This is a genomic window from Bacteroidota bacterium, assembly GCA_039714315.1.
In the GTDB taxonomy this organism is placed as follows: Bacteria; Bacteroidota; Bacteroidia; order Flavobacteriales; family JADGDT01; genus JADGDT01.
The window spans coordinates 15,847-27,197 of sequence record JBDLJM010000025.1; the positions used below are offsets into that span (position 1 = coordinate 15,847).

Sequence of the window (11,351 nt, forward strand, 5' to 3'; positions counted from 1 at the left end):
TTAATATCAATTAGTTATATACTGCAACCTTAATTCGCCTTACAGCCTCTCTAAGCTCTTCTTCCGAAGCAGCATAAGATATCCTTATACAATTCGGTTCTCCAAATCCCTGAGCAGAAACCAATGCAACATTAGCCTCTTCCAATAAAAACATCGAGAAATCCTGAGCGTCATTTATTTTATATCCCTTCATTGTTTTACCAAAGAAATATGAAATATCCGGCAAAATATAAAAAGCACCTTCAGGCTTATTAACCTTAAAACCTTCCATGTCGGCAAATAACTCCAATAATAAATTACGACGTTTCAGAAACTCTGCCTTCATATAATCTACTTTAGAAGGATCTGCTTTTAAAGCCGCAATCGCCGCCATCTGCGAAATAGATGACGCTCCGGAAGTAACCTGCCCCTGAACTTTTTCGCAGGCAGAAGCTAACCAATTTGGTGCTCCAATATAACCAATCCTCCATCCGGTCATTGCGAAGGCTTTCGAAACTCCATTTATTGTTACTGTCTGGTTAAATACTTCTTTAAAACCCGCAATACTAACATGCTCCCCACTGTAATTTATATGCTCATATATTTCGTCGGAAATAATAGTGATTTGCTGATGTTTGGCAATCACTTTAGCTAAGTCTCCCAACTCTTTCTCAGAAAAAACAGCCCCACTGGGGTTAGAAGGAGATGAAAACAAAACCGCTTTTGTCTTGTCGGTAATTGCTTCTTCCAACTGCTGAGCATTTACTTTAAAGTCCTGATCAATTCCTGCATATAGCGGAACCGGTATCCCATCAGCCAACTTTACCATCTCGAAATAACTCACCCAAAATGGCCCCAATATTATAACCTCATCTCCTTTAGAAAGAATTGACATCAAAACATTCATAATAGACTGTTTTGCTCCGGTTGATACAACTATCTGATCTAAATCGTATGATAAATTATTATCTCTTTTAAACTTAAAAGCTATTGCTTCCTTTAACTCTTTATATCCGGAAATTGGCGGATATTTTGTAACATTATTACGTATAGCAGAAATTGCAGCTTCTTTAACAAAATCCGGAGTATCGAAATCAGGCTCACCAATACTTAAACTGATAATATCTTTACCCGCCTCTCTAAGTTCTCTGGATTTCTTGCTCATAACCAAAGTTTGCGCAACTGATAATCGTTGCATTCTTTCTGCCAATAGATTCATATTATTACTAATTTTGTATATTCTAAGATTAAGACAAAAATAAAAATAACTTTTGGTTAAATTAAGTCATGAGTTGTTATAAACAAACCAGTAATAGACATTTATTGTTATAAACATTATCGATATTAGATATGGAGTTAATAAAAAAGTATTTCCCGGATTTAAGTGAAGAACAAATTAAGCAATTTGCTAAACTTGAGGAGGTTTATAAAGATTGGAATACTAAAATTAATGTGATTTCAAGAAAAGACATCGATGAGTTATATCTTCGTCATATACTGCATTCATTAGGAATTGCTAAAATTCAAAAGTTCGAAAAAGGAACAAAGGTAATGGATGTTGGTACAGGAGGGGGCTTCCCGGGTATCCCACTTGCCATTATGTTTCCCGAAACAGAATTTCTTCTGGTAGATTCTATCGCCAAAAAGCTAAAAGTTGTTCAGGCTGTTGCTGATGAACTGGAACTAAAAAATGTTAGAATAATTCACAATCGGGTTGAGAAAATCAATGAAGAATTCGATTTCATTGTAAGTAGAGCAGTTACAAATATGTCGGACTTTGTAAAATGGGTTAGAAAAAAAATCAAGAAAAAATCAATCCACGAAAGGAGAAATGGTATTCTTTACCTTAAAGGAGGTGATTTAACAGAAGAACTTAAAGACTATCAAAGTGTTCAACTTTTTGATTTAACCGATGTATTTGAAGAAGACTTCTTCGAAACAAAAAAAGTAGTATACCTTCCTATTAAATTTAAATCTTAAAAATATCATATGTGATTTTGTATCTTTGATAGACAATTAAAATCGTTACACTATGGAATTTAAACACTTAAGAACCGGAGTAATTGCACTGATTTTTGTTCTATTTGGAGGAATGATAAATGCGCAAAACAACGAGCTGACATCTATGCTCACAAAAGAACTGGGTATAAGTGAAAAACAGGCAATAGGAGGAGCAGGAGCTTTATTTGGAATGGCCAGTGAAAATCTGGAGAAAGATGAATTCTCCAAAATAAAAAATAATGTACCGGGAATTGAAAACATGATGAAGGCCGGCGATATTAATTTAGACACGGGAGCATTATCAGGCATAGGAAATGCTACAAAAAATCTTCAGGGCATAAACAAGGTTAATGAAGTATTTAAGAAATTAGGGCTAAACCCTAAAATGGTGCAAAAGTTCACCCCTATTATGATGGATTTTGTAAAAATTAAAGGAGGAAGTTCTGTTGCTAAATTATTGGGTAAAGGATTGAATCTTTAAATAAAAAGTATAGAAAATAACAAAAGAGGCTTTCTTTACAGGGTAATGAAGCCTCTTTTTTAGTATTTTGCAATCAATTTTGAATAATGTGAGATATTTTATAGAACTGGCATACAATGGAAAAAACTATTTTGGATGGCAACGCCAACCCAACCAAATAAGTGTACAGGAAGTTATTGAAGAAAAGCTTTCTATTTTATTAAGAGAAAATATTTCAATAGTGGGAGCCGGCCGTACTGATACCGGTGTTCACGCCAAACAGATGTATGCTCATTTTGATTATAGCAAGGAAATAAATAGCGAAAAACTGACTTTCAAACTAAATTCTTTCCTGCCTAAAGACATAGCTATTCACAGTTTATTTAAGGTTAATGATGAAGCTCATGCAAGATTTGACGCTATTTCAAGAGCTTATGAATACCATATTAATATCGGTAAAGATCCTTTTCTAACCGATAACTCTTATCAGATAAATAACGATTTAGACATTGACAAAATGAATGAAGCTGCAAAAATCATGTTTGAATACACTGATTTTAAATGCTTCTCCAAATCAAAAACAGATGTTAGAACCTACAACTGCGAAATAATGAATGCAGTATGGGTAAAACATGGAAAGAAACTGATATTTCACGTTAAAGCAGATCGTTTTCTTAGAAATATGGTGAGAGCAATAGTTGGAAGCCTTTTGGAAATTGGTTTAAAAAGAAAGTCTGTCGAAGATTTCAGGAAGGTAATTGAGTCGAAAAACAGAAGTGAAGCAGGAGTTTCGGTTCCGGCACATGGCTTATATCTTACAGAAGTAACTTATCCATACATTTAACATATTGAGCACTTCTCCAAAAATATTCAATATCAAGGTCTTTAAGAGACTGATGAAATATGCGCAGGCATATAAGCTTCAGTTTAACTTTGCATTGTTCTTCGCTATTGTAATGTCTCTTTCGGCTTCAATCCGCCCATATCTTACAAAAACGGCTATTGATGACCACATAATGTTAAAAGATTATGAAGGACTGATATTTATTATCACCTTAATGTTTTTAGTTATTGCTGTAGAAGTTATTATTCTATACGGATATATCTATCTCGCTAACTGGCTTGGACAAAAAATAGTTAAGGATATCAGAGATTCTCTATTTAAGTATATGCTTTCTTTTAGGATGCAGTACTACGATAAGAACCCTATTGGTTCACTTGTAACAAGAGTTGTTTCTGATATTGAAACCATATCTGAGATTTTTGGACAGGGCTTATTAATGATTATCAGTGATGTACTAAAAATGATGGTAGTACTGGTAATAATGTTCTATGTTAACTGGCAATTAGCAATGATTGTGGTAATGGTATTGCCTATATTGGCATATGCTACAAGAGTCTTTCAGAAAAATATTAAATCGGCATTTCAATCTGTCAGAAATGAGGTAGCACGATTAAACTCATTTGTTCAGGAACACATAAGCGGAATGAGAATCGTTCAGTTGTTTGTTCGTGAAGAACAGGAGTTCAACAAGTTTAAAGAAATAAATAAACGCCATATGAAAGCCCATATACGCTCGGTATGGTATTATTCAATTTTCTTTCCAATAGCTGAACTCCTGTCATCAGTTGCTCTGGGATTAGTTGTATGGTACGGAGGCGTACAATCAGTAACTACACAAGCGGTAACTTTAGGAGAACTTATTGCCTATATCAACCTTATCCAACTTCTTTTTAGGCCTCTGCGACAATTGGCCGATAAATTCAACGTATTGCAAATGGGGATGGTATCTGCCGAGAGAGTTTTTGCAATTTTCGATACTGATTCGCATATCTCTAAAGATGGAGAATATTGCTCAAAGGTAATGAAAGGGCATATAAGTTTCGAAAAAGTTTCATTTGAATACCTCGAAAACCATTCGGTACTTAAAGATGTTTCATTTTCGGTAAAACCAGGTGAAATGGTAGCTATAGTTGGCGCTACCGGTGCCGGAAAATCTACTATAATAAATATTCTAAACAGGTTTTACGAATATAACTCCGGAACAGTTAGTATTGATAATGTTAAAATTGAGGATTATTCTCTTAAATGTTTAAGAGAACATATTGCAGTAGTATTACAGGATGTATTTCTTTTCTCGGACAGTATCATCAATAATATAACACTAAAAGGCGATGTTAGTGAAGAAGATGTAATAAAAGCTGCCAAAGAGATAGAGATACACGAGTTTATTGACAGTCTGCCAAATAAATATCATTACAACGTAAGAGAGCGCGGAGCAATGCTATCGGTTGGTCAAAGACAATTGCTTTCTTTTTTAAGAGCTTATGTTAGTAATCCAAGTATTTTAATTTTGGACGAGGCTACATCATCAGTAGATACTTATTCCGAGAAATTAATCCAAAGAGCAACCGAAAAAATCACTCAAAACAGAACCAGTATTGTTATTGCACACCGTTTAGCCACCATACGTAAAGCCAACAGAATTATAGTACTTGACAACGGCAAGGTAGTTGAAACAGGAAGCCATGAAGAGCTTTATGCTAAAAACGGATTTTATAGAAAGCTATATGAACATCAGTTTAAAGATGATCTGGTAAACTAAAGTTATATCTCATTTCTAAGGCTAACTCTTTTTTTAAACAGTTCCCGGCTGAGCCGATGGAAGTAACCATAAACACCAAAAACAATAAATACTAGTGAATAAAGTGACGCTACTACCTTTGCGAAACTCTGCGAATAACTTTACGACCTTCGCGGTTAAGAAACAAAGATGTCATGGGTACCAAAACGCCGTAAAATAGATAAACATAAGTCCGGCAAAATTATTTCTCTCACCCTGGCCAAAATGACGCAATAAATTATTTAATCCTGATTCCACTCCGAAGTAAAGTGTAACTTCACCGTAGGGAATTTCTGTTGTGTCATCTGAATCGTAAATGGCGAATCGGCAAGAAATACCAACTGTCCTTGCTTATCTTTAGCCAAGTAACGGTGTTTTACTCTTTTAAACTCCTTAAATTCTTCATTATACTCATCCTCCGCTTCTACCCAACAGGCTTTGTGAACCTGAATTGGTTCATAGGTACACTTAGCAGTATACTCATGCTCTAATCTATATTGAATAACCTCGTACTGTAAAGCTCCAACAGTTCCTATTACTTTCCTACCATTGAGATCTAAAGTAAACAACTGTGCAACTCCTTCGTCCATCAACTGATCAATACCTTTCGAAAGTTGCTTCGACTTCATAGGGTCAGCGTTATTAATATATCGGAAATGTTCAGGTGAGAATGCCGGAATTCCTTTAAAATTAAGTTTCTCACCCTCGGTAAGAGTATCTCCAATCTTAAAGTTACCGGTATCATGTAATCCTACTATATCACCCGGATATGATTCATCAACAATCTCCTTTTTATCTGCAAAGAAAGCATTTGGTGATGAGAACTTCATTTTTTTCCCGTTTCGAACGTGCAGGTATGGAGTATTTCTTTTAAATGTTCCTGAAACAATTTTAACAAAGGCCAAACGGTCTCTGTGTTTTGGATCCATATTTGCATGTATTTTAAATACAAACCCTGAAAACTTGCTTTCTTTTGAATCAACTAATCTTTCTTCAGACTTCTTTGGTAAAGGAATCGGTGCAATCTCAATAAATGCATCCAACAGTTCCCTAACACCAAAATTATTCAGAGCAGATCCGAAGAATACCGGTTGTTGTTCTCCTGCAAGATATTTATCATACTCATAGTTAGGATATACTTCAGTAACCAATTCTAACTCCTCTCTTAATTCATCAGCAGAATTTCCTCCAACAAGATCATCAAGTTTTTCATCTTCCAGGTTACTAATCTCAACAGTTTCTTCAACAGCTTGTTTTTTATGTCCCGAGAACAGGTTCACGTTTTTCTCCCAGATATTATAAATTCCTTTTAACTCTGACCCGATTCCAATAGGCCAACTCAAAGGAGTTACCTTTAGTTTCAGTTTCTGCTCTATTTCATCAAGCAAGTCAAAAGCATCTTTACCTTCCCTATCTAATTTATTGATAAAAACCATCATAGGGATATTTCTCATTCTACAAACCTGAACAAGTTTCTCGGTTTGCGCCTCTACCCCTTTTGCTACATCTATTACTACAATTACGCTGTCAACAGCCGTAAGAGTCCTAAAAGTATCTTCCGCAAAATCTTTGTGACCCGGAGTATCAAGAATATTAATCTTCTTACCCTTATACTCAAATGCCAATACCGAAGTAGCTACAGAAATTCCCCTTTGACGTTCTATCTCCATAAAATCGGAAGCCGCTCCTTTCTTAATCTTATTAGATTTTACAGCTCCTGCTTCCTGAATTGCTCCTCCAAAAAGTAAGAGTTTCTCTGTCAAGGTAGTCTTACCGGCATCAGGGTGCGATATTATCCCAAAAGTTCTTCTTCTCTGTATTTCTTCAATAAATCCCATTGTATTCAAATATTTTGCGGCTGCAAAGGTAATTTAAATATGTACTTAGAACAATTACAATAGCACATATTATATTTCATTCCTCCTTAGCTTAATTTATTAACTGTGTCTAAATAAATAATTGATGTTCCCCGTGTTTATTACAAATTATTATTTTTTTAAGACATGTAAAACCCTAATCTCTATATCCTCAAAAAATCATATATTTATAATAACCTAAAGTTCGACGAGAGAAATTCTTTCACATAACATTGTATTTCTGTGAGTGAATTCCTCGTCGAACTCAGGCTGATAATCCAATGCTGTACAATGAAGGACATAAAACGTTTTATCTCTAAACTTAGAGAAAACTTAAACATCAGGTTATACGACACCAAGCCAAAAGCCGAAAGGTTTCTTGACAACTGGAGTATATTCATGGTGATTGCCGGACTTTTCTCCTACCTTCAATATCACGGCTTTCCCCATCACGATATAGTAAATGCAGTATTTGTTTATTCGTTTAAATCGCTTATTGGCCTGCAAATTCTTAAATATCTAGTTGGTTATGTTTACAGCTTCCAGCCGCTGGAATATTTTTTACGTACAAAAAAAGAAGCAACACTATTAATAATATTCATTGTTGTAATTACCCTCAGATTATTTGGTTTCGACACAGTGTACTGGCTGGGTGAGGAATTTAATTTCCATGGAGATATCATGCTCCTCAGATCATACATGAACCAACTGTATTTTTTATTTTTCTTCTTCATGGAAATAAGCAGGGTAAGCTTAAGAATTCCAACAATAAACCTGCCTCCTCCTACCCTTCTGCTAATGTCGTTTTTTGGTCTGATATTTATAGGAGCGTTATTACTGATGTTACCAAAAATGACAGTTATGGAAGGTAGTATGAGTTTTTTTGATGCTTTATTCACTTCGCTAAGTGCTTCATGTGTAACCGGATTAATAGTTGTTGATACCGCGACGTATTTTACGGTTAAGGGACAGTTTGTAATTATGCTGTTAATTCAGCTGGGCGGATTAAACATAATTACCTTTGCTACCCTGTTCGCACTGATGATGAAAAGAAATATGGGGATAAAACACCAGTCTATTATTCAGGATAATTTCAGTGTGGGAAGCATTAAGGAAAGTAAAACACTCCTGCAAAAAGTATTTCTGTTTTCTTTCCTGATTGAATTTATCGGAACAGTAATAATTTTCTTTTCATGGGGAAATAATATTGTTTTCCACAACTTTAGAGACAAAGCATTTAAATCGATCTTTCACTCTGTTTCGGCATTTAACAATGCCGGATTTTCAACATTAAGCAATGGTCTGTACGAAGACAGCATAATGTTTAACATTCCTTTACAGTTGGTAATTGCTTTTTTAATCATACTCGGAAGTACCGGATTCCCGGTTCTGCACGAAATTTTTAACTTCTATAAATTAAGGACTATCTGGTTCAATCATTGGAAAAAGTTTTCACTCAACTCAAAACTTGGACTGTACACAACATTTGCACTACTTGTAAGTGGTACGGTAGCCTTCTTTTTCCTGGAACAGGATTTTACATTAAAAAAAATGGGATTGGGCAATCAGATAGTACATTCATTTTTCCAGTCGGTAACAACACGTACCGCAGGATTTAATACAGTCGACATAGGCAGTATTGGTATACCTATGACAATTTTCATGTTGGTATTAATGTATATCGGCGCTTCACCTGCATCAACAGGTGGGGGTATAAAGACCAATACATTCACAGTACTTTTCCTTTCAGCATTTGCCACATTAAGAGGAAAAAAAACTATTAATATCGACAGGCAATCTATAAGTTTTGAATCTGTAGATAAATCCCTGTTAATATTTCTTTTTTCAATATCAATTATTCTTATTAGTGTGTTCTTGCTTTCCATAACAGAAAGCGACAAAAAAATAATAGATATTATTTTTGAAGAAGTATCTGCCTTTGCTACAGCAGGAATTTCAAGAGGAATTACCGCCGACTTATCAACAGGGGGCAGAATAATTATTATGGTTTCTATGTTTGTAGGTAGAGTAGGATTATTAACTTTGGCTTATGCACTAAGTCAACAAACAATTTCAACGGATTACACTTATCCAAAAGCTAAAATTATTATCGGTTAATGATTGGACATAAAATAAAAAGCAAGGCTAACCTTGGTACCGGCCCCGTTTTCACCACTGCAATTTCTACAATTTTAGGTGCTATTCTATTCTTAAGGTTTGGATACTCTGTAGCGCATACAGGATTCCTCGGCACAGTAGCTATCATACTGCTGGGGCATTTAGTTACGATACCTACTGCTATGGCTGTAGCCGAAATAGCTACAAATCAAAAAGTTGAGGGTGGGGGTGCTTACTACATAATCTCGCGATCCTTTGGACTAAACATAGGTGCGGCTATTGGTATTGCGTTATTCCTTTCACAGGCAATAAGTGTTGCATTCTATGTAATTGCATTTGCTGAGGCGTTTATGCCATTTACCGAATATTTACAACAAAATTATAACGATACCCTTGGGCCGATATTACCTTATTTGATGAATAAAACTATTGTAGGCCTGTTTGTAATGGTATTACTTAGCGCTCTAATGCTAACAAAGGGAGCAAATATTGGAGTAAAAGCTTTATATGGAATTGTTGCTTTACTGTTTTTATCACTTATAATGTTCTTTTTGGGAAGTTCCAATTTAAATTATAATAATGTTGACTTTTTTGCAACTATCGAAAATCCGGATTCTTTTTTCAGGGTATTTACTATTATATTCCCCGCATTTACAGGTATTGCTGCCGGTTTAGGGCTATCAGGAGATTTAAAGAACCCAAAAAAATCAATCCCTAAAGGAACTTTATGGGCAACAGCCGTGGGAATATTAGTTTACTTAATAGTCGCATATAAATTAGTTACCTCGGCATCACTTGACGATATGGCTTCAGATCAGTTAATAATGAGCAAAATAGCAATCTGGGGCCCGATTATCCCTATAGGGTTAGGTGCTGCTGCCCTTTCATCCGCTCTTGGATCTGTTATGATTGCCCCCAGAACTCTTCAGGCACTTGGAATTGACAACATCTTTCCGGCTAAAGGAATTAATTTGTGGATTTCGAAAGAAAAAACAAAAAATAACGAACCCATAAATGCATCTATTATCAGTATTATTATAGCCTTCTTTTTTGTTGCAATTGGTGATATTAACTTTGTTGCTGAAGTAATTGCAATGTTTTTTATGGTTACTTATGCCGCCTTAAACAGCATTTCTTTTCTCGAACATTTTTCGGCAGACCCGTCTTTTAGACCTACATTCAAATCGCACTGGTACATCTCATTTATCGGAGCTTTATTTTCATTTTGGTTAATGTTCAAGATGAATACCAGCTTTGCTTTACTTTCATTAGTTTTTATGGGACTTACCTATATCTACATATCAAAACACAATAAAGACAACGCAGGTTTTGTAAAACTATTCAGAGGTGTAATCTATCAGATTAGTCGTCAATTACAGGTTGTTGTTCAAAAACGTGATTACAATAATCCGGAATATTATTGGCGTCCTTTCGCGGTTATTGTTGCGGAAAGTACATTTAAAAGGAAAGATGGCTACGATCTTATGAGGTGGATTTCGCAGAGATACGGTTTTGGAACCTACATCCATTATATAAAGGGATTCTTAAATAAAGAAACTCATAAGAACGCACAGGAAGCAATGAAGCAACTGATTAGTATGGATAAAGGATCAAGATCGAATGTTGTAATAGACACAATAGTGAGTCCTTCATACACATCAGCAATGGCCCAGGTTGTTCAGTTTTCAGGTATTTCGGGGAAAGGCCACAACATGATGATATTTGAATATTTCAGAGATAATATTCATGAACTTAGCAAATTCAACGAAATATACCCTTTGACAAAGTCAACTAATTTCGATGTTTGCATACTTTCATCATCATATCGCAGGTATGGCTTTAAGAAAAATATACACATTTGGATGACAAGCGACAGCTATAAAACACAAAGCCTGATGGTTCTGCTTTCCTATATTATTCTGGGACATAAAGAATGGAAAAAAGGTGAGATAAAAATTTTCACTACTTATGAAGGCGAAAAAGAAAAGGAAATAGAAAGACTAAATCACCTGATTCTCGACAAGAGATTGCCAATAGCTCCTGCAAATATTGAATTGATTGAATGTAAAGACCAGTCGCAAATAAAAAGTAAAATCAATAAAAACTCTATCGAGGCCGACTTAACCCTGATTGAATTCAACTCGGAAGACATAGATAATCAAAACGAAACTTTTAAAGGTTATGATTCTCTCGCGAATATACTGTTTGTGAATAGTCAGAAAGAAAAAGAGTTGAATTAACCTTTTTTCACTATAAATACTTTTACTTTTCACTAAGCAGCAAAAATATAAAATGATTCCAGCGAAGTAAACT

Annotated in this window: 8 protein-coding genes; 6 read left to right on the plus strand and 2 right to left on the minus strand. The window is 35.1% G+C overall.

The annotated features are described in order from the left end of the window. Positions 1–10: 10 nt before the first annotated feature. Positions 11–1,198: a pyridoxal phosphate-dependent aminotransferase gene (locus ABFR62_04460; protein ID MEN8137665.1), complete on the minus strand. Its 1,188-nt coding sequence runs from the start codon at positions 1,196–1,198 to the stop codon at positions 11–13. A gap of 131 nt (positions 1,199–1,329) precedes the next feature. Between ABFR62_04460 and rsmG the strand changes: the two genes are divergently transcribed. The 4 genes from rsmG (at position 1,330) to ABFR62_04480 (ending at position 5,046) form a co-directional block, all read left to right on the plus strand. Then, positions 1,330–1,959 carry a 16S rRNA (guanine(527)-N(7))-methyltransferase RsmG gene (rsmG, locus tag ABFR62_04465; GenBank protein MEN8137666.1) on the plus strand — a complete coding sequence of 210 codons (630 nt, stop codon included), beginning with the start codon at positions 1,330–1,332 and terminating at the stop codon, positions 1,957–1,959. A 52-nt stretch (positions 1,960–2,011) separates the two neighbouring features. Continuing rightward, positions 2,012–2,461 (plus strand): DUF2780 domain-containing protein, encoded by a 450-nt coding sequence (locus ABFR62_04470; GenBank protein MEN8137667.1) that lies wholly within the window; start codon positions 2,012–2,014, stop codon positions 2,459–2,461. 88 nt (positions 2,462–2,549) lie between these two features. Further along, positions 2,550–3,284 carry a tRNA pseudouridine(38-40) synthase TruA gene (gene truA, locus ABFR62_04475; GenBank protein MEN8137668.1) on the plus strand — a complete coding sequence of 245 codons (735 nt, stop codon included), beginning with the start codon at positions 2,550–2,552 and terminating at the stop codon, positions 3,282–3,284. Positions 3,285–3,336: 52 nt separating this feature from the next. Then, positions 3,337–5,046: an ABC transporter ATP-binding protein gene (locus ABFR62_04480; GenBank protein ID MEN8137669.1), complete on the plus strand. Its 1,710-nt coding sequence runs from the start codon at positions 3,337–3,339 to the stop codon at positions 5,044–5,046. A 260-nt stretch (positions 5,047–5,306) separates the two neighbouring features. Here the strand turns inward: ABFR62_04480 and ABFR62_04485 are convergent, their stop codons facing one another. Continuing rightward, positions 5,307–6,902, minus strand: a complete 1,596-nt coding sequence (locus tag ABFR62_04485) for a peptide chain release factor 3 (GenBank protein ID MEN8137670.1) — start codon at positions 6,900–6,902, stop codon at positions 5,307–5,309. Between the two features lie 309 nt (positions 6,903–7,211). Here ABFR62_04485 and ABFR62_04490 point away from each other — a divergent pair, with 309 nt between their 5' ends. Continuing rightward, positions 7,212–9,038, plus strand: a complete 1,827-nt coding sequence (locus ABFR62_04490; protein ID MEN8137671.1) for a potassium transporter TrkG — start codon at positions 7,212–7,214, stop codon at positions 9,036–9,038. Beyond that, a complete protein-coding gene (locus ABFR62_04495; protein ID MEN8137672.1) occupies positions 9,038–11,278 on the plus strand; it encodes an amino acid permease in 2,241 nt (746 codons plus the stop codon). The genes ABFR62_04490 and ABFR62_04495 overlap by 1 nt, the downstream gene beginning before the upstream one ends. The last annotated feature ends 73 nt before the right edge of the window (positions 11,279–11,351 follow it).